This window comes from Gardnerella pickettii (assembly GCF_029226345.1).
Lineage (GTDB): Bacteria > Actinomycetota > Actinomycetes > Actinomycetales > Bifidobacteriaceae > Bifidobacterium > Bifidobacterium piotii.
This window is the reverse complement of the sequence record NZ_JAKNCU010000001.1, coordinates 549,443-574,616: the sequence shown is the minus strand read 5'-3', so window position 1 is coordinate 574,616 and position 25,174 is coordinate 549,443. Positions and strand designations below refer to the sequence as shown.

The following is a 25,174-nucleotide window of genomic DNA, read 5'->3' as shown; positions in this document are numbered from 1 at the left end:
ATAAGCTATAAAATAGAATAAACGCTTTGAAGGGAAGACTCATGGCTGCATCTAATGGTGATTCAATGCAACATTCAATCGGTGCTCAATTGTCACTTTTTGATGATCTAGATAGTGTTAATAATGCTGAAAATATGCAAAATAATAATGAGCCAAGCGTTAATGGCAAATTTGCATCAACGATTCAAAGCGCAAAGCAATCACATGATGCAACAAGTGATTTAAGTGAGTCTAACACTTTTAGTTCAATCGCAGATTTTGACAATTGGATTGCTAAGCTAGAGCCATCAGATTCGGGCGCAATGCAATTAGCTAAGCTTGATCCTTCGCTTTTAACAACAGAACAAGGCGCAAGATTATGGGCAAAATTGGCTGCATGGGCGCAAGCAGATCAAATCGCATACTATGTTGACGATTCTCCAACAAGCTCCGACGCAGCTTACGATGCAAGAATGCGATTTTTAAGCGCGCTTGAGTCTACTTTTCCGATTCTAGACACGCCTCAATCGCCAACGCATAGAGTTGGCGGAACTTTTTCTAACGATTTTGCGCCAGTTCGTCATCCTTCAAGAATGATGAGCTTGGATGATGTTTTTTCGATTGATGAATTAAAATCCTGGTATAACAGCATTATTCGAGACTTGCAATGGCCCGAAAATAAGCCGCTGCCAATGACATGCGAAGTAAAAATCGATGGACTTGCGCTAAATCTTATTTATCGAAATGGAACTTTGGAACAAGGGCTAACCCGAGGAGACGGTGTTACTGGAGAAGACATATCGCTAAACGTAAGAACAATCGAAGAAATTCCTACGCAATTGCATGGTGAAAATCCAGACGATATTCCAGAATTTGTGGAAATCCGCGGCGAAGTATTTATGAAGTGGGCGGATTTTAGAAAGCTAAACATTGAGCAAGAAGATTTAGGAAAGCCTGCTTTTGCAAATCCAAGAAATGCGGCTGCAGGATCTTTAAGACAAAAGGATCCTAGAATTACATCTACAAGACGCTTGAGTTTTATAGCACACGGATTAGGAAATCTAAAGTGGAAGGACTTAGCGCAAAGCGGTGGTGAATCTAATGCTCATGCTCAAACATCCTTCAACCAATCGGACGCTTACGAATTGTACAAAAAATGGGGTATTCCTGTTTCTCCATATACGCGCAAGGTTACGTCTTTTGAACAAATAGAAGACATGATTGACTACTATGGCGAGCATAGAAACACTATTATTCATGCTCTAGATGGAATTGTAGTAAAAGTAGACGATCGCGCATTGCAAAAAAAGCTTGGTGCAACTTCTAGAGCGCCGCGTTGGGCAATTGCGTACAAGTATCCGCCAGAAGAAGTTAATACGCGCTTAAAAGATATTGTTGTTCAAGTTGGAAGAACAGGAAGAGTAACTCCAGTAGCTGTTTTAGAGCCAGTAACTGTTGCAGGCTCCACTATATCTCGTACGACTTTGCACAATCCATACGAAGTTGAACATAAAGGTGTACTTATTGGAGATACTGTTGTTGTGCGTAAAGCTGGAGATGTTATTCCAGAATTAGTTGGACCTGTGCTCAAATATAGAAATGGCAGAGAAAATGAATTGAAAAAATTTGTTATGCCAGAGTATTGTCCATCTTGCGGAACAAAACTTGCTCCTACAAAAGAAGGCGACAAAGATATTCGCTGCCCTAATGTAGAAAATTGCCCAGCTCAGCTTACTGAGCGCATAATCAACTTGGCTTCAAGACAAGCTTTTGATATTGAAAATCTTGGCGAAGCATCCGCTCTTGCTCTAACTAACCCAGAAGATTCTAGGCCAATAACGTCAAAAGTTTATATTGAAGATAAAAGCATAAGCAAAATAGTTGTTGAGCGTGGATCTTCTAATCCGCCGATTCTACCAGAGTCGAATTGCGATCTTCCTGCTCCTCAAGCTCCTGTTCTTACTAGCGAAGCCGATATTTTTAACCTTAGTGCTAACGATTTAAGAAATGTTAAAGTTTGGAAGGAAATTCCGCTTGTTGAAGAATGGGAAGAAGTAGGAAAAGACGGAAAACTCAAAAAACGATCTAAAAAGATTGGCGGAAGTGGATTATGGAGGCAAGTCTCAGCTTTTTGGACTAGGCCTCTAGAAGCTACTAGAAGAAAGTCGAATGATGATTCTAAAGATTCTAACGACTCTAGTAATTCTAGCGACTTTAGTAATTCTAACGACTTTAGTAGTGATGAGTCTAACGAATCTTTTAACCCAAACTACCCACTGTTTGAAGTTCCTGTAGATGCGTATGTAACAAAGCTAGTTGAAAAGAAAATTCGCATAAATAATGTTCTTAAAATAGTTGAAGCGCCAGAATACACTCGTCCTAGCGAAACAACAAGAGCAATGCTAGAAGAAATAGCTCAAAAAGGTAAGTCTGCGCCTCTTTGGCGTGTGCTAGTGGCACTTTCTATTCGCAGGCTTGGGCCTCCAACAGCTCGTCTTATAGCTGCAAGATTTAGCTCAATCGAGAATATTGCAAATGCGACTATTGAGGACTTAACTCAAATTGATGGCGTTGGTCCAGAAATTGCTCAAGCTGTTTACGATTGGTTTGAAAAATCAAAAGATTCTAACGATTGGCATAGCGAAGTTTTAAGAAAATGGAAAGAAGCTGGAGTTGTTGGAAACGATTCCGCACAATCCAATAATCTTGAGCAAACGCTTAGTGGCAAAACTGTTGTTGTTACAGGGTCTTTAGAAGATTTCACACGAGACTCCGCTAAAGAAGCTATTGTATCTAGAGGTGGAAAAGCTGCATCTTCTGTTAGTAAAAAAACGTATTGTGTGATTGTTGGAGCAAATGCTGGATCTAAAGAATCTAAAGCAGAAGAACTTGGCATACCAATGTTGAACGAGAATCAATTTAAGATTTTACTTAAAACGGGTAGTGTTGAATCTGCACTAAAAAACGATATTACACTTGATTCGCAAAGTGAATTGTAAAAACATGAGTAATAATCTTGTTGAATTAGAAACGCGTATTTACGACTTATTGGGTAGTGTGATTGATCCAGAATTAGGACGTTCTGTTACCGAATTAAACATGGTTACGGGCGTTCGTGTAAGCGAAAAATCATGCGAATCAAATAATCATAATCCAACTTATAGCGTTTCTATAGATATTGAGCTTACTGTTCCAGATTGCCCATTAGCTCAAGTTATTACGCAAAGAGTTCAATCAGTTGTAGCAAAGTACCCAAATGCAACGCTTATTCCAACGGTAAACGTAAGCGCTATGAGCAAAGATAAGCTTGCAAAGCTTGTTTCGGATTTAAAAGAGGAGCGTAAAGAAAATCCGTTCAATAAAAATGGTGTTAGAACAAGGATTTTTGCTATTGCATCTGGAAAAGGCGGAGTTGGAAAGTCTTCTATAACAGCTAACTTAGCTGCCACTTTTGCATCTCTTGGCTACAAAACAGCAGCAATAGATGCAGATGTTTATGGTTTTTCATTACCGCGCATGTTTGGAATTACAACTCAACCGACTAATCTGAACGGCATGCTTATGCCAGTTGAAGCTTGGGGAGTTAAGCTGATTTCTATTGGAATGTTTGCTGGAACAGATCGCGCGATTTTGTGGAGGGGACCTCGTTTGCAACGTTCTCTTGAGCAATTTTTATGCGATGTTTGGTGGGCAGATCCAGACGTGCTTCTTTTAGATTTGGCTCCTGGAACTGGAGATATGGCTTTAGCTGTTGCGCAATCATTGCCGAATGTGGAGCTTGTTGTTGTTACAACACCTCAGCCTAGTGCTTCGGATGTTGCTGTTAGAGCTGGGCTTATGGCTTTGCAAATTCCAGTTAATGTGCGCGGTGTTGTAGAAAATATGAGTTGGTTCGATAACAATGGAGCACGCTTAGAAATCTTTGGTTCGGGAGGCGGAAAGCGTGTTAGTAATCAGCTTTGCAAAGCTCTTGGTAAGAACGTTCCTCTTCTTGCTCAAATCCCGTTAGATACAAGTATTAGAGAAATTGGAGAATCGGGCAGACCTGCTGTTCTTACAAAAGAAGGCAAACTAGCAAACACTCAATTAGCGAATACATTTGTTAGTCTTGCAAAATCATTAATCGATTAATCGATAAAAAATGAGGCCACTTGACTTTTCGTCAAGCAGCCTTATTTGCAATATGCTTTATTTTATTAAGACATTAAAACAAACTACTTAATAGCGTTAAGCCACTGTTCTTTAGTTGCTTTTTCTGCCTGGAGCTTAGCTTTACGCTTTGCATCTTTTTCGCTTGCAATCTTAGACTCAAGTTCCTCGAGTTGAGCCTTTAATTGCGCAGCAAAACTAGACTTGCGAGCATCTGCTTCTGGGTCTGCATCCTTCCAAGCAGCATCTTCAACAGCCTTAATCTTCTTGTCTACATCGTTCAAACGAGATTCAATTCTGCGCATATCTTCGCGTGGAACAAAACCAATCTTGTCCCATTCTTCTTGAATCTCAGACAATGCTTTGCGAGCAGCTTTAGCAGCTTCTTCGTCTTTAACAGGAACAAGAGCTTCTGCCTTAACGAGCAATGCTTCTTTCTTGCTAAGATTTTCTTTTTCGCCAGCGCTCATCTTTTCTCTATCTTCTTGACGAGCATGGTAGAAAGCATCTGCAGCTTCGCGGAACTTAGTCCACAATTCGTCGTCGTGTTGACGACCAGCATTTCCAGCCTTCTTCCAGCGATCCATCAAAGCATTAAACTTCATTGAAGTTTCACGCCATTGAGTAGAGTCCTTTAGGCTTTCTGCTTCTTTTATGATTGCTTCTTTAATCTCTTTAGCACTATTGCGCTCATTGTCTCGCTCTCTAACCCAAGCAGAGCGAGCTTGAGAGAACGCAGAGCGAGCCTTGGAAAAACGCTGCCAAAGAGCATCCGCATCCGCCTTGTTTAAGTGAATTGTAGTGCGCTGATGCTGCTGCCACTTATCGAACAGTGAACGAAGCTTATCGGAAAGCGAGCGCCAATTTGTAGACTCGCCCATTTGTGCAATAAGCGCTTCTGCCTGTTCAACAATGGCTGTGCGATCTTTAAGAGCCTTCTCTAGCTCCTCTTTACGAGCTTTAGCGAGTTCATCTTTTTTAGATGCAGCTTTAGTTTTTAGCTCGGCGTGTCGCGCGCTTAAAGCGGCAAGATCTCCAACAACAGATGGCTCCTTAAGCTCCGCATCTAAAGTAGCTAAGGTCTCGTCAATTTCCTTTGGCCTTACGTTAGAAGATTCAAGTCTTTTTTCGAAAAGATCAAGCTTGATTTTTAAGTCAAGATAACGGTGTACGTAGAAAGTCAAAGCGTCTTCTGGAGTGCCAGTGGAGTATTGCCCTACTTCGCGTTCTCCACCAGCTTCTCGAACATACACATTTCCATTTTCATCAACGCGCCCAAAGGTTTTTGCGGTTTTAACGTCTTCTTCGCTATAAGAAATAGCAGGAACGGCAGCAACAACGCGAGCTTTATTTGCTAAGCTTGCAGGCGAAGGAGCATGCGGTTTTGGGGTAGTTTGTTTAGTAGTTTCTTCAGCTTTAGTCTGTTCGGTCACGGGACGACTCCTTAGAGCATATGCACGGTAATAGTGTTACGAATAAGTATGACGGTAAGCCATGATTTTTCCGTAACATAACCTATTATAGTGGACATGGTACAAGGCTCATCAATATCTGGTTTTCCCGAGTGGCTTCCAAGTGAGCGCGCTGTTGAGCAGCGTGTTATGGACACATTGCGGGAAGTCTTTGAATTAAATGGTTTTATAGGCATTGAAACTCGTGCTGTTGAGCAGGGTTCAAGCTTGTTGAAAAAAGGCGAAACTAGTAAAGAAATATATCTTTTATCTAGATTGCAAGAAGTGGGTCACGAAAGCGACACACCAGTTGAAAATCGCATTGGATTGCACTTTGATTTAACAGTTCCTCTTAGTAGGTATGTTGTTGAACACACTGGCGATTTAGCATTCCCATTTAAGCGTTGGCAAATGCAAAAAGTTTGGCGTGGAGAGCGTCCACAAGAAGGACGTTTCCGCGAGTTTGTTCAAGCAGATATTGACGTTGTAGGAAATGGCGACTTGCCATCTCACTACGAAGTGGAGCTTCCGCTTGTTATGGTCGAAGCTTTGGAGCGTTTGCGCAAGTTTGGATTGCCAAAAGCCACTGTTCACGCGAATAATCGCAAGCTTTCCGAAGGTTTTTATAGAGGAATTGGCTTAAGTGATATTGAAGGTGTTCTTCGAGAAATCGATAAGCTAGATAAGATTGGCGCAAAAGAAGTTGCAAATCTTCTTGTAAAAGAATGCGCAGCTTCGGATTCTCAAGCTGAAGCATGCTTAGAGCTGGCAGAGCTTAGCGCTAATAGTGGTGAAGAGCTAAAGACTAAATTCAACGATTTATGCGATAAACACAATATTTCTAGAGATTCTAGCAATGAATCTTACGCTTTAGCTATTGAAGGCGTAGAAACGCTGGCAATGATTGTAGACGATGCATCAAAAATTCGTCCAGGATCTGTTGTTGCAGATTTGAAGATTGCGCGCGGTTTGGATTATTACACTGGCTCAGTCTACGAGACATTCTTAGAAGGCGCTGAATCCCTGGGGTCAATCTGCTCTGGCGGAAGATACGACAATCTTGTTTCTCAAGGAAACAAAAAGTATCCAGGAGTAGGTCTTTCTATAGGACTTTCGCGCTTGCTTTCTTACATGCTTCACACAGCTGGAGCTACAGTTTCACGCGTTTCTCCTGCTGCAGTAATGGTTGCAGTTTGGAACGAGGAAGATAGGCCAGCTTGTAACAATATTGCTCAAAAGCTTCGCTCTAGAGGAATTGCAACAGACGTTTCTCCAAGTGCAGCAAAGCTTGGTAAACAAATCAAATATGCAGATAAGTTGGGTATTCCATACGTTTGGTTCCCAGCAGATAGCACAGATTCTGAATCTAGTCATGATGAAGTAAAAAACATTATTACAGGAGAGCAAGTTTGCGCAGACGTTACGTCTTGGCAGCCAGATGATGCATATGCACATCAAACTGTTTCTTGCGCTCAATAATTGCGATTTACTTTTAAGATTTAAGATTTAAGATTTGCAATTTGCTTTTTAAGATTTTAATATTTGAAAGCGCGATTCATGCGGTAAACTATTAAAGTCAAAACAAAAATTAACAAAATTATTCAAACAAGGAAGTGGACTTATGAGCCAGACGGCGTATCGCACACACCATGCCGTTGAAGTGACTGAGACATTAGTTGGACAAAACGTAACCATTGCTGGTTGGGTTGATCGTCGCCGCGACCACGGTGGCGTTGCCTTTGTAGACGTTCGAGACAACACTGGCTTAGTACAAGTTGTTATTTACGATGAAGAAACTGCGCGACCATTGCGTAGCGAGTTTGTTGTGCAAGTTACTGGCGAAGTTCGCTTGCGTCCAGATGGCAATGAAAATGACCATTTAGCAACAGGAAAAATCGAAATCGTTGCAAATAAAGTAACAATTCTCGCTAAGTCCGATGCGTTACCATTCCAAGTTTCTACAGCTTTGGAAAACGAGTCCGAAAACAAGCTTCCTAGCGAAGACGTACGTTTGAAGTACCGTTATCTTGATTTGCGTCGCCCATCAATGCAGCGCAATTTGAAACTTCGCTCTAATATGGCTAAGGCTGCTCGCCACGCTTTGGAAGATATGGACTTTACAGAGGTAGAAACACCAACGTTTATTAAGTCCACTCCAGAAGGCGCTCGCGATTTTGTTGTTCCAGCGCGCTTGGTTCCAGGCTCTTGGTACGCTCTTCCACAGTCTCCTCAGCTCTTAAAGCAGTTGCTTATGGTTTCTGGTGTTGAGCGCTACTATCAGCTTGCTCGCTGCTACCGCGATGAAGACTTCCGCGCAGATCGTCAGCCTGAGTTCACTCAGCTCGATATGGAAATGAGCTTTGCAAGCCAAGAAGATGTTATGGCTATGGCAGAGCACGTTATTGCAGCTATTTGGAAAGAAGCTGGTCACGAGATTACTCTTCCTTTGCCTCGAATCACTTGGCAGGAAGCAATGGATAAGTACGGTTCCGATAAGCCAGATTTGCGTTTTGGAAACCCACTTATTGAGTTGACTGACTTCTTTAAGAACACTCCATTCCGCGTGTTCCAAGCTCCTTATGTTGGCGCTGTGCTCTTTAAGGGCGGTGCAGATACACCTCGTCGTCAGTTTGATGCATGGCAGGATTGGGCTAAGCAGCGCGGAGCTAAGGGCTTGGCTTACGTAGTCTTTGGTGAAGATGGCGAGCTTAAAGGCCCTGTTGCTAAGAATCTTAGTGAAGAAGAGCGTGCAGGACTTAAAGAAGCTGTTGGTGCGCAAGATGGCGATGCTGTGTTCTTTGCAGCAGGCAGCCGTGAATCTTCTCAGCTTTTGCTCGGTGCTGTCCGCGTAGAGCTTGCTAGCCGCGCAGGATTGCTTCACCCAGATGAGTTTGCTTTTACTTGGGTTGTTGACTTCCCACTGTTTAAGCGCACGGATGATCCAGACGATGACGATGTTGCAGTTGGCCACTCCAAGTGGACTTCTATGCATCATCCATTTACAATGCCATCTGCTGATTGGATTGACAAGTTCGATAAAGACCCAGAACATGCAATGAGCGATTCTTACGACATTGTTTGCAACGGTAACGAGATGGGCGGCGGCTCCGTTCGTATTCACCGCGACGATATTCAAGATCGCGTTCTTAACGTTCTTGGAATCGATAAAGCTGAAGCAGACGAAAAGTTTGGCTTCTTGCTTGAAGCGTTTAAGTATGGTGCTCCACCTCACGCTGGTATTGCTTTGGGATGGGATCGTACTGCTGCAATTCTTGCAGGCGCAAGCTCGATTCGCGACGTAATCGCCTTCCCTAAGGCTGGTGGCGGTCGTGATCCTCTAACTGGCGCTCCTGCTCCAATCTCTGCTGAACAGCGTGCAGAAACTGGCGTTGACTACGATCCAGAAGAAGACGAGTAGTCGCAAGCGTTAAACAAGAATTAGTATTCATATGCCGTTAAGTCATTTGGTTAACTAAACCAAAATCAAGGCTTAACGGCATTTTTTATGTAAAATTAACATTTTTGTATCATTTTTAATGTTTTTCGTAACTCTATAGTTGGTTAAAAGTAACTATTACGATAAACGCATGTAACACAAGAACATTAAAATCCTTTCTATGGATACTAAATTAAACAATACAAAAAAAGTAGCACAGCCTTTAGTGGAACTTAGTCATGTTGAAAAACATTATGGCAAGCTTCACGTTTTGAAAGATATTAACTTAACGGTCGATAAAGGCGAAGTGCTTGTTATTATTGGACCTTCTGGTTCTGGTAAGTCAACAATGTGCAGGACGATTAATCGTCTTGAAACAATCGATTCTGGAGATATTCGTATTGATGGTAAGCCTCTTCCTCAAGAAGGAAAAGAACTTGCTGCATTGCGTGCAGAAGTTGGAATGGTGTTCCAGTCCTTTAATCTTTTTGCAAACAAGACGATTCTAGAAAACGTTACGCTTGCTCCTATTAAGGTTCGTCACATGGAACAGCAAGAAGCGGAAAGTTTAGCAATGGATCTTCTTGCTAGAGTTGGCGTAGATAATCAAGCGAATAAGATGCCTTCTCAGCTTTCTGGTGGTCAGCAGCAGCGAGTTGCGATTGCTCGCGCGCTTGCAATGCACCCAAAGGTTATGCTTTTTGATGAGCCTACATCTGCGCTTGATCCAGAAATGGTTAACGAAGTTCTTGATGTTATGGTTGAGCTTGCAAAAGAAGGAATGACCATGATTTGCGTTACTCACGAGATGGGCTTTGCGCGTAAAGCTGCAGACAAAATCGTGTTTATGGCAGATGGTCGTATTCTTGAGCAAAATACTCCAGAAGAGTTCTTTGAAAATCCAAAGACAGACAGAGCAAAAGACTTCCTTTCAAAGATTTTGACTCATTAATTTGACTCATTTTTAAGTCATTAATATCGATTTTTAAGTCTTTAAGAGGTAGCTATGAAATATTTACACAATATTGCGCTTAAGTGTAAGCGCTGCAAACTGGGATTAAGGCATACGTACCGCGTGATTTTATCTATGATATGCGCGTTGTGTTGCGTTCTCCCTCTTACTGCTTGCAGTCAAAATAGTCGCAACGATGTAATACGCATTGGTATTAAGTTTGATCAGCCTGGTCTTGGTTTCAAAAAATCTGGAACATACGTAGGCTTTGATGTAGACGTTGCAAAATACGTTGCCAAAAAGTTGGGTTACTCCGAAGATAGGATTGTTTGGAAGGAATCGCCTTCAAAACAGCGCGAAGCAATGCTCCAAAATGGCGATGTGGATATGATTGTTGCAACATATTCCATAACAGATGCCAGAAAAAACACTGTTTCTTTTGCAGGACCATATTTTATTGCTGGTCAAGATTTATTGGTTCGTAAAGACGAGCATAAAGTAAGTGGCCCAGACGATTTAGATGGAAAGCGCTTATGCTCGGTAACTGGTTCTACGTCTGCAATAGTTATTAAAGAGAAGTACTCTTCAAAAGTTCAACTTATGCAACAGCCTGGTTATGCGGAGTGTGCAACAGCATTATTCTCTGGAATCGTAGACGCTGTTACAACAGACGATATTATTCTCGCTGGTCTTGCTACAGCATCGCGCGGCAAACTAAAGCTTGTTAGTAAGCCATTTACTGAAGAACACTACGGAATTGGCATTAAAAAAGGAAACACTAAGCTAGCTAAGCGCATTAATAATGCTCTTAAAGACATGATTAAAAATGGCTCATGGAAAAGGGCATTAGACGATAATATGCACGGAACTGGTTTTAAGCCAAACGCAAAGTATAATCCGCCAGTACCAAATGAGGGGGAGGAGTAAAATGCAAGACTTTGTGCAATTATTTACCTCGTACAATATTCCAGGAGCATTCTTGGTAAATATTGAAATCACATTATGGAGCGTGCTATTTTCCACGATTCTTGGCGTGATTCTAGTTATGATGAGGATTTGTCCAATTCATTCGCTTCGACTTATTGCAAGCGCATATGTTGAGTTCTTTAAGAATATGCCTCTAACTATAATCATGGTGTTTATGGTTCTTGGCGTGTATGCTCAGCTAAAGCTCGGTTTTTCTGCTGTTTTTAGCGTAAACTTCTTCTGGCTTGCAATTGCTGGCTTGAGTTTCTACACTGCAGCATTTGTTTGCGAATCTTTAAGATCTGGCTTAAATACAGTACCTTTGGGTCAGGCAGAAGCATGTAGAGCGCTTGGGCTTAACTTCTTCCAATCAGCTTTTAATGTGATTTTGCCTCAAACATTTTGCGGATCTGTAGCACCTCTTGGAAACACTTTTATTGCGTTGCTTAAAAATTCCACTGTTGCTGCTGCTGCATCTGTTGCAACTGAAACATCTACTCTTATGAGCGAGATGATTGAAAGGCATGCAGATTTGATTGTTCCAATCTTTTTGATTTTTGCATGCGGATACATTGTGTTGATTATTCCAATTGGTATTCTTACAACTTATTTGTCTAATAAGCTTGCGGTTAGAAGGTGATAAAAATGGCAAAAGAACAAGAAAAATCTCTGTTATTTGATGCGCCTGGACCTAAGGCTCTAAAGAAGATTCGCATTGCAAATATTGTTGCGTGCGTTGTGTTTGCGCTTATTGTTATTGCTTTGCTTTTAAGACTTAGCAATCCTCCAGAGGGCGAGAATCAGCTTTCGTGGGCATTGTGGAATCCAGCTGTAGAATCGGAAGCTTGGAGCGATTTTTATCTTCCAGGATTGTGGATGACTCTTAAAGCTTCGCTTCTTGCTGTTGCAGGATCAATAGTTTTTGGACTTTTGTTTGGTCTTTTAAGACTATTGCCTAGCTTGATTCTTCGTAGCATTTCTGCAGTTGTTGTTGAGTTTTGCCGAGCAGTACCAGTGCTTTTGCTTATGATCTTCCTTTGGCGAGGATTTGCGTTTGCTGGAATAAGTGGAGCGTCTTATTGGGCTGTTGTGTTGTCTTTGATTTTGTACAACGGTTCTGTTGTTGCAGAGTTAGTTCGATCTGGCGTTGGAAATCTTCCTAACGGTCAGCGCGAAGCATCTTTAGCTCTTGGACTTTCTCAATATCAATCTTTAACACAAATCGAAATGCCGCAAGCTATATTCGCTATGCTTCCAGCAGCTGTAACTCAGCTTGTTGTTGTGTTAAAAGATACTGCATTAGGTTCCATAATTATGTACACTGATTTGCTCCAAGAATCTAGACGACTTGGATCAATGTACTTTAATATTTTGCAAACTTTGACTGTTGCTGCAATTGTGTACTTCTTGATTTGTTGGGCTCTTTCTTGGTTTGCTGAATGGCTCCCATCAAAGCTTAGTAGCAGAACGGCAGCTCCGACTGAGCCAGAACCTGTTGCGCCAATCGCAATTATGGATCCTTCTAACGTGAATCAGATTGCTGTTGCTAAGGAAGTTAAAGAGCTGCCACATGGTGGAACTCCTAGAAAGTACCACGTGCATCACCGCGGTACAAATGCTTCTATTCACCATTGGCGTCGTACGCGTTACTTGCAAGGCTACGATGAGCATCATTTAGAAACAGGTGATGAGAATCTAGATGATAGTCAAAATACTAACCAAGATAAAAATAATAAAAAACATGATTAATCTTAATTTTTAGATTAATTCATGTATTGATAGCGCAATGGGTTTGATTCCGCCTGTTGCGCTATTTTTATTCGTTTGTTTTATGCGTTTGAACAAAACTCTATTTAGTATTTACTAAAACACGACTAAAACATGCTTAAAACGTTACAAAACATGCTTAAAATAAAAATCGGCACAAAATCGCCACAATCATGTTAAAAATCGTGTTTTGCTGTGTCGTTATTGAAAGATATTATAACAAAGATATGCTTGCGTTCGCCGTTATGACTGGAGGAAAGTTTTATGACTATCGCACAAGCGGGGGAAAGCAAGTCTCGTAGAGTTTTGTTAAAGCTCTCGGGAGAAGCATTTGGCGGTGGCGCCGTTGGTATAGATACTCATGTTATTCGTAGAATTGCTGGCGAGATTGTAAAAGCAGTGCATGAAGGCGTGCAAGTTGCAATAGTTGTTGGCGGCGGAAACTTCTTCCGCGGTGCAGAGCTTCAACAAGCTGGCATCGATCGTAGTCGCGGCGATTACATGGGTATGCTTGGAACTGTTATGAATTGCTTAGCTTTGCAAGATTTTCTTGAGCAAGCAGGGCAGGCAACTCGCGTTCAAACTGCTATAACAATGGGTCAAGTTGCTGAGCCTTATATTCCACTTAAAGCAATTCGACACTTAGAAAAAGGCCGAGTTGTAATTTTTGGTGCAGGCGCTGGAATGCCTTATTTTTCAACCGATACCGTTTCTATTCAGCGTTCTTTAGAGATTCATTGCGATGAAGTTTTAATGGGCAAGAATGGAGTTGACGGAGTTTATAGTGCAGATCCTCGCAAAGATCCTAATGCTAAGAAATTCCTCACTCTTAATTACCATCGCGCGCTTGTTGATGGTCTTGCAGTTATGGACGCTTCTGCGCTTTCTATGGCTAGAGACAACAGCCAAAAGATTCGTGTATTTGGTCTAGAAGGAGAAGGAAACGTTACTCGTGCATTAGTCGGAGATCAAATTGGAACTTTGGTTTCTAACGATGAGCCTACATTTGCTTAATAGATGAAATATTAGTGAATAATCACCAATAAATAACTCATCAATAAATCAAACATGCAAATTAGGCAATAACTTAATAACGTAAAATTTAACAAGCATAAAATTTATAAATAAAATTTTAATTGGCACAACTAATACCAATAAAGGAGAACACATGCCAGCTATTATTGATCAGGCTCTTGAACAAATGAACAAGTCTGTTGAAGCTACAAAAGAAAACTTTATGGGCATTAGGACTGGTCGAGCTAATCCTGCTCTTCTTAATGGCATTATGGTTGACTATTATGGTGCTCCAACTCCTATTAAGGCTGTAGCTTCTATTGGCGTTCCAGAGCCAAGAACTCTTTCTGTTACTCCTTTTGACGCATCGCAAGCAAATGCTGTTGAAAAAGCTATTCGCGATTCAGATTTGGGTGTTAGCCCTAACAGAGATGGCAATGTTATTCGCGTTACAATGCCAGAGCTTACTGAAGACAGACGTAAGGAATACGTAAAGCTTGCTAAGACCAAGGCAGAAGAAGGCAAGGTTGCTGTTAGAAATATTCGTCGCAAGACTAAAGAAAGCATTGATAAGTCTGTTAAAGATGGCGAGATTGGCGAAGATGAAGGCGATCGCTTGCAAAAAGAACTAGATAAAGTAACTAAGCAAGTTACCGATTCCTTAGACGCTTTGCTAGAAGGCAAGCAGAAGGAAATCATGGAGGTTTGATTCTTTGGATTCAAATGCTACAAACGATGCTTATGAAGCTTTAACAGATATAAACAAGCGAACTGGCAGGAACATGCCACAAGCTATTGCAACTGCAGTGCTGCTGATTGCTGTAATTGTGGCATGTCTTCTTGTAAGTATAGATGCTTTTGTTGTTCTTTTAACTGTTTTTATGCTTCTTGCATTGTGGGAATTGCACGTTGACTTTGCTACAGCGGGGTTTAGGATTCCTTTTGCTGTATTGTCTATTTGCTCGGTTATTACGATTTTTTCAACCTTCTACGCAAAGTGGCATGCAGTTGCAATGGCAAGTGGAATAACTGCCTCGCTTATTTTAACTGTTATTTTTGCAACTCTAAATAGCACTGTATCTAAAAGAACTATGCGTGCTGTAGAAAAGAAACTACAGCGTGCAACTTCTAAAAGCTTAAAAGCTAATACTTTTACTAATACAGCTGTTTCGTTGTTTGTAGTGTTGTACATTCCTCTTCTTGCTTCTTGCATTATTTTATCTATAGCTGATTCTAAACAAGCTGTAGCGCACGCAATGCTACTCATATTTTTACCTGCTTTAAGCGATACGGGTGGTCTTTTTGCTGGAGCATGGTTAGGTAAACATAAGCTTTCTCCACGAATATCTCCAAAAAAGTCTGTTGAAGGACTTATAGGATCTATGCTTCTTGCACTAATCGGAGCTTACGCGATTGTTGCTGGATTCTATGGAACATCTTGGATTAAATTCTGGTGGATGCCTGCTGTTATGGGCATTTTGTCTGGAATTGTTGGAACTTTTGGTGATTTGTGCGCATCTATGCTTAAACGAGATATTGGCATTAAAGACATGGGTCATTTGCTTAAAGGTCATGGCGGAGTTTTAGATAGAGTGGACTCAATCTTGCTGTGTGCGCCAGTTTTAATGGCATTAATCAAAGCTGTTGGATTCTAATATTAGTTTTTACCAATTAGAATTTACCAATTAAACGTTTTAACAAAAGTCCTTATGTTTTGTTGAAAGTAAAAGAAAATAAAGGAAAGTAAAGAATATGACGATTTGTGCTATTCCTAGTCCAAGTATTTCTCAAATTACATTCGGACCTATTACATTAAGATTTTATGCTCTTTCGATTCTTGCTGGAGCGCTAGTTGCAATTTGGATTGCAAATCGAAGATGGAAGCGAGAAGGCGGAGATTTTAACCAAATTCTAGATATAGCTCTTGTAAGCCTTCCTATGGGAATTGTTGGCGCGCGTCTATATCACGTTATTACAACTCCAGAGAAGTTTTTTGGAGCAAATGGCGATTTTCTAGAAATTTTTAGGATTTGGAATGGTGGACTTGGAATCTGGGGTGGAGTAATACTTGGATCTTTGGCTGCTAGTGCATTTTGCGCGTACAGAAAATATCCTATAAGCCTACTTGCTGATTGTGCAGCTCCTGCATTGCTTGTAGCTCAAGGAATAGGGCGTTTAGGCAATTGGTTTAATCAAGAACTTTATGGCGCTCCTACAACACTTCCATGGGGATTAAAACTTAATTATTCGGCATCAAATGCAATTGGTCACGCTGAAAGATGCTACGACGGTCTTACATGCCCAGAAGGCACACTTTTTCACCCAACGTTTTTGTACGAGATGCTTTGGAATTTTGCAGGTGCTGCTTTGCTTATATGCTTTAGTAAAGCGCTTAAAAGCAAGCTTAAGTCTGGTTCTGAGTTTGTTCTTTACGTAATGTGGTATACGGCTGGAAGAATGTGGATTGAAGCTTTACGCATTGATTTTTCACACACTTTCCTTGGAGTAAGAATTAACGTTTGGGTATCGATTGTTATTTTTATTGCTTCGATTATTGTTTTTGTTATTTTGCAAAATAGTAAAAAATCGCGAGCAAATCTTGTGAACCGTTTAATCGACATTACTGCATACGAACGTGAGCGCGAACTTCAATCCAAAACAAAAATGGTTTCTAAAAGAGAAGCCAAAGAGGAATCTAAGTTAAATAGTTAGCTTTAGTTAGTTTTAGTTAGATTTTGTTTTTCTAGTCGCTTGCTTTTCTTAGAATGGAACACATGAATATACAAATAGCACCTAGCATTCTTTCTGCAGATTTTTGCAATCTTGAAAGAGATCTTATAGCAATTTCCAATGCTGATCTTGTTCACGTTGATGTTATGGATCATCATTTTGTACCGAATTTGACTTTGGGGGAGCCGATTGTAAAGCGCATTTGCGAAGTTACTAATCTTCCTGTAGATGTTCATTTGATGATTGAAGACCCAGACCGTTGGGCACCAGAATACGCTAAGCTCGGGGCTGATTCTGTTAGCTTCCACATGGGTGCAACTCACGCTCCTGTGCGTCTTGCGCGCCAGCTTAGAGATATGGGTTGCAAAGCTTGCTTTGCAGTTCGCCCAGCTGAGCCAGTTGAGCCTATTTTCGATATTTTAGACGAGTTCGACATGGTTCTTATTATGACTGTAGAGCCTGGTTTTGGTGGTCAAAAGTTCTTAAGCAATCAAATGAACAAGGTTCGCCGTTTACGCGATGAGATTACGCGCCGCGGACTAAGCACGCATATTCAGGTTGACGGCGGAGTTAGCCCATCTACTGCTGCAACTGTTGCACAAGCTGGAGCAGATGTTCTTGTTGCTGGCTCTGCAGTTTACGGAGCAAGTAGCCCAGCTCAAGCAATTGATTCTATTCGTAATATTGCTCAAGAAGCTTGGCGTGCGTAGAAATATTGGGGCATAAAAGTGCCCCAATATTTTATTATTCGCAATAATATTAGTATTGAAATTTTATTTTTAGAAAGTTTTAAGGAAATTAGGTATGGTCAAATTCGTTTATAGTCAGGAATATAGTCCTGAAGCGCTTAATCGAGTTCTTACTGTGCCTAATGTTATTAGCTTTTTAAGAATATGCTCAATACCTTATCTTGCTGTTTTAATTGCGCAACACAAAATGTGGCCTGCTTTAATTGTTCTTGCAATTGCTGCACTTTCTGATTGTATTGACGGTTATATTGCAAGAACTTTTAATCAGGTTAGCAAATTAGGTCAGATTCTAGACCCTATTGCAGATAGGCTTCTTATAGTTTGCAGCACACTAGCTTTAGCATTTGCAAAGATTATACCTTGGTGGGCATTAGCTTTAGTTGTTTTGCGAGACGCAATAATGGCAATTTTAATTGTGATTCTTGCACAATACGACTATGGCCCTTTGCCTGTTAATTTTATGGGCAAAACTGGAACAGCATTGCTAATGGTAACTATTGTTCTATTTATGATTGTTTTCGCGATTGCAACAGAGCCAGTGCTTATTCTATATGCTGCTGCAATTGCATGTGCGATTTGGGGAATAACGCTTTATTGGTTTGCGGGAATATTGTACTGTATACAAGCTTATAAGCTACTAATAAAAAAGGCTAAATAATTCTTACGATTTTTGAAAACTAATCAATAACAACGGATGAATCATGGTGGAAAAGACTTCTAATCTAAATCAAAGCGGAGATTATGCCTCTAGTGGCAAAGCTCCAGAGTCTTTTCCTGCTCCAACTGTTGTTTTGTTTTCTAAGCGCAGAGCAGTATTTTCTAAATCCGTGTTTAATTTAGGCGCTCATCACGTTACAAATTCATCGTATACTTTTTCATCGCATCGAGATAGGCATCGTAGGCTTGAAGATTATTCTCTTAGACTAATAGATGATTTAAGCAACAGGCCAGTTGATCCGCTTTTTATGGATTCTAGACTAAATAAGCAAAATGTTAGCAAGATTAGTCTTTGGATTACAAGAATAATTGTTTTTTTAATTTGCATTGCTGTTGGTACTGTTGGTAGTCAATTCGTACGTAAACTACACGCTGATTCGCGTAAAGCTATACGCGTATCTTTAGCGAACGAGCTTACGACTCACGCAAGCAGATTCGATAATCTTGTTAAAGAAGTTGCAAAGCTTCGCGCTAGTGTAGACAAAGAGTCTAAAAGAATTAACACTCCGTACGAAAATCAAGTTGATAAATCCGACAACATGACTAATGGCACTCACGCTGTATATGGCCCTGGTGTTGTTTTAACTATTGCAAATCCTATTTCTGCAAGTAACGATGTTTCTAATGGCTCTCTTCCTAGAGAAATGTCTAAAGGTGCTAGAATCAAGGTTGTTAGCGATCGAGATATTCAAATCTTTGTTTCTATTCTTTGGGATGCTGGAGCAGAAGCAATATCAATTAACGGATACAGGATTGGTTCTCAAACATCGATTCGTACTGCAGGATCCACGATTCTTGTTGGAGTTAATCAAACTCAAAGCCCGTATACGATTGAGGCAATAGGAGACAGCTCTAGCCTTATTGAAAAGTTAAATTCTCAAAAGCATTCTGAATGGTTTACTTCTCTTACAAATGCTGGTATTAATCCACAAGTTTCAGCTACTAATAACTTAAAGTTGTCGGCAGCTGGAACGGGAGAAGTCAATTTTGCAAAAGAGTTGACTAGTAGAAGATAGGAAAGATAGGAAATAGGTTATGACAGCTATTCTTGGATTGATTTTAGGAGCACTTATTGGCATTGTTGTGCATCCAGATATTCCAGTGGTTATTCAACCGTATTTGCCAATCATGGTGCTTGCTGCACTAGATGCTCTTCTTGGCGCTGCTAGAGCTTATTTTGAGCGCAGCTTTTCCGACAAAGTGTTTGTTATTTCGTTCTTCTCAAATGTTATTGCTGCAACGCTTTTAGTCTTGCTTGGCAACCAGCTTGGAGTTGGTGCACAATTGCAAACGGCTGTTATTGTTGTTTTAGGAATACGAATCTTCTCTAACGTTTCTGCAATTCGTCGTTTTATATTTAGGGGATAGATTCAGGGGATAATATGAAACATCCACTTGCGAATACTTCAAAAAACAGCGTAAAAAACAATGAATTAAGCGATAATAATATTGATAAAAATGTAGACAATATTGTTAAACGGCTTCATCGCCAGCATGCTAAAGATCGAGAAAGTGACCGCACGCAAACGGGTTCCTTCCCAATCGTTAAGCGCAAAAATAAGCCATCTTTGCAAGGTCATGTTACTAGAACGCGCATTTTAACAGGCTTACTTGTTATGCTTCTTTGCGCTCTTCTTAGCTTTGCATATATGATTCAAGTAAATCGAAGTGCTCTTGTGTACCAAACTATGAGCGAAGATGAGCTTACGCGATTGATTACAGAAACTAATTCTCAAATACAAAATCTTGAACAACGAAAGTTTGAATTAACAAGTCAGCTTAATTCTCTAAAAGCATCTGTGAATAAGCAAGAAGAAGCTGCTAGAATTGCTAAGCAAAATTCGCAAACAAGCGGCTTGATTTCTGGTCGCCTTCCAGCAATTGGAAAAGGTGTAATTATTCATATTACAGCTGGAGAAAAAGAGCGCGTAGATGCTGCAACTATGTTTCAGCTTATAGAAGAGCTTCGCAACGCTGGCGTGGAAGTTATGTCTATTAACGATATTCGCATTGTTACTTCTACTTATATTTCCGACACTAAGCATGGATTGCTGTGCGATGGAATCGAGATAAATCCTCCTTACATAGTTAAGGCTATTGGCGATGCGCAAAATTTGCAAAACGCCGTAAATATTGCAGGGGGAGTTGGATCTAGATTAAAAGTTAAATTTGGCGCTTCCGTATACGTTTCAACGCCTGAAGAGGTTGAGATTCGTTCAACACGCGAACCAAAACAGTATCAATATGCAAAACCAGTCGAATAAGAAGGTAAAATAGCAATTATGACTGAACCTATTCCTACAGCTGGCGAAACAACCATTATTGGCATGCCAGCAATAACTATTCCAATAAACTCGAACGCAGACCGCCCACTCAAACAGGATGATTTAGACACAATAGCAAAACTACTGCCAGGCACCGCTTTGCTTATTTCTACACGTGGGGCAGTTTCTGGGTCTCGTTATTTGCTAGACGAAGATGTTGTATCGGTTGGGCGTGACTCTAGAGCAGATATTATGCTTGACGATTCTACTGTTTCTAGAGCGCATGCAGTGTTTAGAAGGAATGGAAACGTTTTTAGCATTGCAGATGCTGGCAGCTTAAACGGAACCTATGTTAATCGTAATCGAGTTGATGAAGCAGTTCTTAATAATGGCGATGAGATTATGATTGGCAAATATCGCTTAATGTTCTTTACGCAAAGTGCTGTTAGTAAACGATAGCGATAAACACAATAAACATAATAAACAATAATGGTGTTAAAAAACTCTTCTAGCAAAAATGCACTGGCGGATTTCTACGAATCTAATAATCAGCCAGTGCAGGGGGAGTTGTTTGCTTTTTCTAGCTACGGAGAAGAGTCCGTAGGATATCGCGGAAGCGTTGCAATGAAGATTGCTGGAATAACCTATAGGCAACTTGATTATTGGGCTAGAAAAAACATTATTGAGCCTTCTATTAATCCTTCTCACGGGTCTGGATCCAGGCGTTTATATTCTTTTAAGGATATTTCTATTATGGCGGTTGCTAAGCGACTTTTAGACGCTGGCGTAAATCTTACAAACGTTACAAAAGCTATAGTTTTTTTGAATTGTTATAGTGTTAATCATCTTGAGCGCATGACAATAATTTGCGATGGTCAATCTGTTATGGAATGTAACAATAATCAAGAAAATATGTTTAGCATGCTTGAGGGCGGCTCAGCTGTTTTTGCAATCGCAGTTGGATGCATTGTTAAGCAAGTACGAGCTGATTTATCTAAAGAATCTTAAAACTAAAGAATCTTAAATCATAAAATTTATATCATATTGAAAATATCGAAATATTAAGAATAAAAAAATAATGAATAATAAAAAATGAAAGTGGTGTGCTGACTCTAATTCTTATGTAGTGTGTTTTATTCGTGATTTATAACAAATCTGACATAACGTACATTATCGGATACTTATATAGAATTATTTTTATATAAATATTATTTGCGCAAAGTATTAGAATTATCAAAATATTCATCAATAGCAATGCTCAAATCACAAACATTGTCAATAATCCTATAAGCACCGTGCTTTTTAAGCTCACCAGGCTCTGCGTAGCCCCAAGCGCAACCAAGACAATCAATGTAGCAAGCTAATGCGCCATCTGCGTCCGTCCATCGATCGCCAACCATTAATGCTTTGTCTAGCGAATAGTCAAAACCAATATTTTTTAGAACATAACGTATAACTTGGTCTTTTTTAATTCTAGACATATCGGCACTTGCGCCGTAAATTCCATCAATCAAATCTGTTAAACCAAAATAATCACAAATAGGCTTAACTTGATATTCTGGCTTGCAAGATGCTGTAGCAAGATAATATCCAGATTCACGTAGTTTCTTTAATTGTTCTGGAATGCCTTCATAAACACTATTTAAAAGACTTCCAGTGATTTTACTACCACTAGGATTTTTAGGATCTGTAAAAGTTGCAACTTCGGAATAATACTTTCTATACAACTTTACGCCTTCTAATTGCAAATCTTCTGGCATGCCATTTCGTTGAAAAGATTCAAGAATAGACGGCCCTACAAAACGCATCATCTCTTCATCGTCTGGAATTTGCATTCCTAAATCGCTCATAGCTTTTTTAGCACACGCAATAATTCCCATATGAGATTGAGTCAAAGTGCCATCTAAATCAAGCAAAACAACTTTCATGGAGTTTTCCCTAAAATCCTAAATTAAATAATTAATATTAGTGATTAATCACAAAATTAAAGTAAAACTACACATCAAAGACTACTCGTAATCAGGAATCCAACCTTCGTGATGCATTTTCAAGCGCTTATCGAGCAAAGCTTTAAGCTCTTCTTCGCTTCTGCGCTCTAAAAGCATATCCCAATGAGTTCGAGTTGGCTTATTAAAATCATCATCTGGCCTATCTGCGTCGCCTTCTTTATGCGCTAAAGCGCCGCAACGGCATTCCCATTCTTCTGGAACTTCTGCACCTTGAGCAAGCGGGAGAATAGTCCTATGCCCTTTAGGACAAACATATGTAACATCATTACGAGCTGCAAAATCAACATTATCGTCGGATTCTAACGACTTTGCACCAATGCTCATACCACGTAAACTGCGTTCTGCCATATTATATTCTCCTTTTAGTTTCCATTATAAAGCTAGCGAATTGCACGGACTATAAATACTAAACATCACAATAGGCTACTACCCCACGATTAATTATTTGAACTGCTTCATATGCTTTGTGTGCTAACGAATCGTCTACATTAGGCAAAATTCTTAAATAATCGCTAAGAACAGCAAGCTGATTAAGCAAGTCTATAAGTCTTTTAGCAAAACGAACAAAATCCCCACCCGTAATATCTGTATTTTGCAAAATATCAAGCAAATCAGCGCCTCGCGCCCAATCGTATATAAGGTCTACTGCGCCAAAATCAAGCGATTTCAACGCATCAAGATGATTATTTAAGCACATATTGCTTATGCGCATAAACAATTCCTTTAGTCTAGAAACAGTATTGAATACAGCGCCGTCTAATCCGCCAGGATATCTTCTTGGCTCCAATCCAACTGGACCTCTAGACTCATAAACCAAAGAAGATACACAACTCAACAGCTCAATAGGAGTTAAATCGTTAAAAATACCTTCGCAAATAGCTTGCGCAAAAACAACATCAAGCTCGTTATAAAGTCGTCTAAGAAGCTGACCTTTATTAGTCAAAGCAAACGTATTACCTGTTTCTTTTAAGTAATCCAAACTACAAAGAACGTTGCAAATACGGTCAAAACATCTTGCAACAGAACCAGTTCTAGAATTATAACGTTCTTTAACTTGATTTAACTCTTTTGTTTCTCTGGCCCAATAATAGCCCCAATGCAAGTGACTCTGAATATCTGGGCAATTTGCGCAAGGATGGTTTCTTTCTTGACTACGCAAACTAGCAATTTTGTTATCTAACTCTTTGAAGGCATTTGAACGCTCTAAATCGCTGGAAAACAGCGTATGCTTAAGTTTTCTACGCTGATCATGTTGAGCGTCTTTAAGGCGCATTCTAAGAGTCATAAACTCAGCAAAATCGCCATTAGAACAATGGAAAGCTTGCTCATAGCCACTAATCGCCTCTTGAAGCTCTTCAATACGACTCAAAAGGCGCGCTGCAGAAGCGTTCGCTTCCCATTGAGCAAATGAGCTACTAAGCGTTACTCGAGCTGTTTTTGCATCGCTATTATTAAGAAGATTAACCGCCATGTTAAAAGTTGGAACAAAGCTAGAGTGAAGAGGATAAACACGCTTACTAGAAAGAGAAGCCGCTTTAGCTGGGTCAAAATCAGGATTGTCTATTAAAACAGCATGACCAATATCGTCAATTCCACGCCTGCCAGCTCGGCCAGTAAGTTGAGTAAACTCTCCAGGAGTAAGAGGAACATGACCTGTGCCATCATACTTAACTAGCTTTTCTACAACAACGCTCCTAGCTGGCATATTTAAGCCTAAAGCAAGCGTTTCTGTGGCAAAAATAATCTTAATAAGACCACGCTCAAAAAGAGTTTCAACAATATGCCTAAAAATCGCAATCATACCTGCGTGATGAGCCGCAAATCCTTGCTCAAGAGCATATCTAAAGCGTTCAAATCTAAGCGCTTTTAAGTCACTTTTAGAAAGCTTATTTTGCGAGATCATTGAATCAACAATTCTACGAATCTCGTACATCTCTTCATCGCTTGTAAGAGCTAGACCAGCGTTTAAGCATTGCTGAACAGCTTGATCGCAACCAGAACGTGAGAAAATAAAGTAAATCCCAGGAAGCATATTAAGATAATCAAGCTCGTCAATAACAGCCCATCTTTTAGGAGTATGACGAACAGTTAAAGACGACTTGGAATTTTTTTGTAAATCACTAGAGCGATCGCGCGATTTTCTTTTAGAAAATCGCCCTTTAGAGAATCTCTTATCTTTACTTAAATAAGAAGATTTTTTGCGCAAAGCAGCATTTTCCCACTGGCTTAACTTTCTAGTTAAAGCAAGATTTACACGATTCGTTGGATTGCCATTTTTGTCTGAATCGTAAAGATTAAGAAGCTCTGGCTCTGTTTGGCCATCTTTTTGGATAATAACATGACGTTCAAGAGGAACAGGCCTATGCTCATCTACGATTAAATGAGTGTTTCCGCGAACAGAAGAAATCCATGCGCTAAAATCTTCAACATTAGAAACAGTTGCCGAAAGTCCAATAATTTTAACGCTTTGCGGAAGATGAATAATAACTTCTTCCCAAACTGCTCCTCGGAATTTATCTGCTAAATAGTGCACTTCGTCTAAAACAACAAATCCAAGCGAATTAAGTGTTATTGAACGCTCATAAAGCATATTTCGTAAGACTTCTGTTGTCATAACAACAATATCTGCTTCACTGTTAACAGATGTATCTCCTGTTAAAAGACCAACTTTATTAGATCCATAAACTTCGCAAAAATCATGATATTTTTGGTTGCTAAGAGCCTTGATTGGAGTTGTATAGAAGGTTTTAACACCGCGATTTACACCCAAAAAAACAGCAAAATCTGCTACAACAGTTTTACCAGCACCTGTAGGAGCAGCAACAAGAACGTTATCTCCATTTTCTAGAGCATCAATTGCCTCAAGTTGAAAATCATCCAAATCAAAGCTTAAGGAGCTTTCAAATTTAGCAGCCATTGATTTAGAATGTTGCAAAGTCTTGCGAAACGCACTAAATCTTTGAGACGGAGATAATGGGAGCGTAGTCATAA

General features: G+C 40.1%; 23 protein-coding genes. 19 read left to right on the top strand and 4 right to left on the bottom strand.

The window, feature by feature from the left end:
- Window positions 1–41: 41 nt before the first annotated feature.
- Both ligA and MAF46_RS02220 read left to right on the top strand, forming a co-directional pair.
- The gene (ligA, locus tag MAF46_RS02225; RefSeq protein WP_060785971.1) at window positions 42–2,978 is read left to right on the top strand and encodes an NAD-dependent DNA ligase LigA; all 2,937 of its coding nucleotides are present in this window, start codon (window positions 42–44) and stop codon (window positions 2,976–2,978) included.
- 4 nt (window positions 2,979–2,982) lie between these two features.
- Window positions 2,983–4,110: an Mrp/NBP35 family ATP-binding protein gene (locus MAF46_RS02220; RefSeq protein ID WP_060785972.1), complete on the top strand. Its 1,128-nt coding sequence runs from the start codon at window positions 2,983–2,985 to the stop codon at window positions 4,108–4,110.
- An 83-nt stretch (window positions 4,111–4,193) separates the two neighbouring features.
- Here the strand turns inward: MAF46_RS02220 and MAF46_RS02215 are convergent, their stop codons facing one another.
- A complete protein-coding gene (locus MAF46_RS02215) occupies window positions 4,194–5,561 on the bottom strand; it encodes a DUF349 domain-containing protein (RefSeq protein ID WP_060785973.1) in 1,368 nt (455 codons plus the stop codon).
- 96 nt (window positions 5,562–5,657) lie between these two features.
- Between MAF46_RS02215 and hisS the strand changes: the two genes are divergently transcribed.
- The 17 genes from hisS to MAF46_RS02130 all read left to right on the top strand — a co-directional run bounded on the left by hisS (window position 5,658) and on the right by MAF46_RS02130 (window position 21,182).
- Window positions 5,658–7,058: a histidine--tRNA ligase gene (gene hisS, locus MAF46_RS02210; RefSeq protein ID WP_060785974.1), complete on the top strand. Its 1,401-nt coding sequence runs from the start codon at window positions 5,658–5,660 to the stop codon at window positions 7,056–7,058.
- A gap of 142 nt (window positions 7,059–7,200) precedes the next feature.
- A complete protein-coding gene (aspS, locus tag MAF46_RS02205; RefSeq protein WP_020758970.1) occupies window positions 7,201–8,997 on the top strand; it encodes an aspartate--tRNA ligase in 1,797 nt (598 codons plus the stop codon).
- A gap of 199 nt (window positions 8,998–9,196) precedes the next feature.
- Window positions 9,197–9,967 (top strand): amino acid ABC transporter ATP-binding protein, encoded by a 771-nt coding sequence (locus MAF46_RS02200; RefSeq protein ID WP_032835928.1) that lies wholly within the window; start codon window positions 9,197–9,199, stop codon window positions 9,965–9,967.
- A 54-nt stretch (window positions 9,968–10,021) separates the two neighbouring features.
- Entirely contained in the window at window positions 10,022–10,894 is an 873-nt protein-coding gene (locus MAF46_RS02195; protein WP_060785975.1) for a glutamate ABC transporter substrate-binding protein, read from the top strand.
- A gap of 1 nt (window position 10,895) precedes the next feature.
- The gene (locus MAF46_RS02190; protein WP_060785976.1) at window positions 10,896–11,573 is read left to right on the top strand and encodes an amino acid ABC transporter permease; all 678 of its coding nucleotides are present in this window, start codon (window positions 10,896–10,898) and stop codon (window positions 11,571–11,573) included.
- Between the two features lie 5 nt (window positions 11,574–11,578).
- Window positions 11,579–12,682: an amino acid ABC transporter permease gene (locus MAF46_RS02185; protein ID WP_060785977.1), complete on the top strand. Its 1,104-nt coding sequence runs from the start codon at window positions 11,579–11,581 to the stop codon at window positions 12,680–12,682.
- A 282-nt stretch (window positions 12,683–12,964) separates the two neighbouring features.
- On the top strand, window positions 12,965–13,714 hold the full coding sequence (gene pyrH / locus MAF46_RS02180) for a UMP kinase (RefSeq protein ID WP_004130872.1): 750 nt from the start codon (window positions 12,965–12,967) through the stop codon (window positions 13,712–13,714).
- Between the two features lie 154 nt (window positions 13,715–13,868).
- Complete coding sequence (gene frr / locus MAF46_RS02175; RefSeq protein WP_016635318.1) at window positions 13,869–14,423, top strand: ribosome recycling factor; 555 nt, start codon at window positions 13,869–13,871, stop codon at window positions 14,421–14,423.
- A 4-nt stretch (window positions 14,424–14,427) separates the two neighbouring features.
- Entirely contained in the window at window positions 14,428–15,369 is a 942-nt protein-coding gene (locus tag MAF46_RS02170) for a phosphatidate cytidylyltransferase (RefSeq protein WP_060785978.1), read from the top strand.
- Between the two features lie 97 nt (window positions 15,370–15,466).
- Window positions 15,467–16,426 carry a prolipoprotein diacylglyceryl transferase gene (lgt, locus tag MAF46_RS02165; RefSeq protein WP_060785979.1) on the top strand — a complete coding sequence of 320 codons (960 nt, stop codon included), beginning with the start codon at window positions 15,467–15,469 and terminating at the stop codon, window positions 16,424–16,426.
- A 62-nt stretch (window positions 16,427–16,488) separates the two neighbouring features.
- Window positions 16,489–17,154: a ribulose-phosphate 3-epimerase gene (rpe, locus tag MAF46_RS02160; protein WP_004130865.1), complete on the top strand. Its 666-nt coding sequence runs from the start codon at window positions 16,489–16,491 to the stop codon at window positions 17,152–17,154.
- Window positions 17,155–17,248: 94 nt separating this feature from the next.
- Complete coding sequence (locus MAF46_RS02155) at window positions 17,249–17,851, top strand: CDP-alcohol phosphatidyltransferase family protein (RefSeq protein WP_060785980.1); 603 nt, start codon at window positions 17,249–17,251, stop codon at window positions 17,849–17,851.
- A 43-nt stretch (window positions 17,852–17,894) separates the two neighbouring features.
- A complete protein-coding gene (locus MAF46_RS02150) occupies window positions 17,895–18,926 on the top strand; it encodes a DUF881 domain-containing protein (RefSeq protein ID WP_060785981.1) in 1,032 nt (343 codons plus the stop codon).
- A 19-nt stretch (window positions 18,927–18,945) separates the two neighbouring features.
- Window positions 18,946–19,278: a small basic family protein gene (locus MAF46_RS02145; protein WP_004130859.1), complete on the top strand. Its 333-nt coding sequence runs from the start codon at window positions 18,946–18,948 to the stop codon at window positions 19,276–19,278.
- Window positions 19,279–19,292: 14 nt separating this feature from the next.
- On the top strand, window positions 19,293–20,174 hold the full coding sequence (locus MAF46_RS02140; RefSeq protein WP_081090848.1) for a DUF881 domain-containing protein: 882 nt from the start codon (window positions 19,293–19,295) through the stop codon (window positions 20,172–20,174).
- Window positions 20,175–20,192: 18 nt separating this feature from the next.
- Window positions 20,193–20,633, top strand: a complete 441-nt coding sequence (locus MAF46_RS02135; RefSeq protein WP_016635312.1) for an FHA domain-containing protein — start codon at window positions 20,193–20,195, stop codon at window positions 20,631–20,633.
- A gap of 30 nt (window positions 20,634–20,663) precedes the next feature.
- The gene (locus tag MAF46_RS02130) at window positions 20,664–21,182 is read left to right on the top strand and encodes a MerR family transcriptional regulator (protein ID WP_060785982.1); all 519 of its coding nucleotides are present in this window, start codon (window positions 20,664–20,666) and stop codon (window positions 21,180–21,182) included.
- Window positions 21,183–21,382: 200 nt separating this feature from the next.
- Here MAF46_RS02130 and MAF46_RS02125 read toward each other — a convergent pair whose 3' ends face one another.
- The 3 genes from MAF46_RS02125 to MAF46_RS02115 form a co-directional block, all read right to left on the bottom strand.
- Window positions 21,383–22,102 carry an HAD hydrolase-like protein gene (locus tag MAF46_RS02125; protein ID WP_004130844.1) on the bottom strand — a complete coding sequence of 240 codons (720 nt, stop codon included), beginning with the start codon at window positions 22,100–22,102 and terminating at the stop codon, window positions 21,383–21,385.
- Window positions 22,103–22,183: 81 nt separating this feature from the next.
- Window positions 22,184–22,531, bottom strand: coding sequence for an RNA polymerase-binding protein RbpA (locus MAF46_RS02120; protein ID WP_004130843.1), 348 nt, complete (start codon window positions 22,529–22,531; stop codon window positions 22,184–22,186).
- A gap of 58 nt (window positions 22,532–22,589) precedes the next feature.
- Window positions 22,590–25,172, bottom strand: coding sequence for a DEAD/DEAH box helicase (locus MAF46_RS02115; protein ID WP_004130841.1), 2,583 nt, complete (start codon window positions 25,170–25,172; stop codon window positions 22,590–22,592).
- Window positions 25,173–25,174: the final 2 nt, after the last annotated feature.